2 protein-coding genes are annotated in these 375 nt (G+C 48.8%); both read left to right on the top strand.

The window, feature by feature from the left end; all coding sequences use genetic code 11:
• The coding region (locus NSCA4_RS15765) for a PDZ domain-containing protein (RefSeq protein WP_218015744.1) at nucleotides 1-189 on the top strand (189 nt) is incomplete at its 5' end.
• Nucleotides 182-375, top strand: a 194-nt coding sequence (locus NSCA4_RS15760; protein ID WP_036538228.1) for a hypothetical protein, incomplete at its 3' end; no start/stop codon positions are given. The genes NSCA4_RS15765 and NSCA4_RS15760, both read left to right, overlap by 8 nt.

Genomic DNA, 375 nt, shown 5'->3' with positions numbered 1-375 from the left:
CGTAATACCGAACAGTTCAACACTGAAATGAGTTTGTCGCTGGAAGGTATTGGCGCAGTGCTGCAAATGGATGATGACTACACCGTTATCAATTCGATGGTGGCAGGTGGTCCGGCAGCGAAGAGTAAAGCTATCAGCGTTGGTGACAAAATTGTCGGTGTTGGTCAAAACAGGCAAGCCGATGGTTGACGTGATTGGCTGGCGTCTTGATGATGTGGTTGCCTTAATTAAAGGGCCGAAGGGCAGTAAAGTTCGTCTGGAAATTTTACCTGCTGGTAAAGGGACCAAGACCCGTACTGTAACGTTGACCCGTGAACGTATTCGTCTCGAAGACCGCGCGGTTAAAATGTCGGTGAAGACCGTCGGTAAAGAGAA

This window comes from Neisseria sicca 4320 (assembly GCF_000193735.1).
Lineage (GTDB): Bacteria > Pseudomonadota > Gammaproteobacteria > Burkholderiales > Neisseriaceae > Neisseria > Neisseria sicca_E.
Note: the sequence above shows the minus strand (reverse complement) of the source record. Positions and strands in the feature narration are given on the sequence as shown.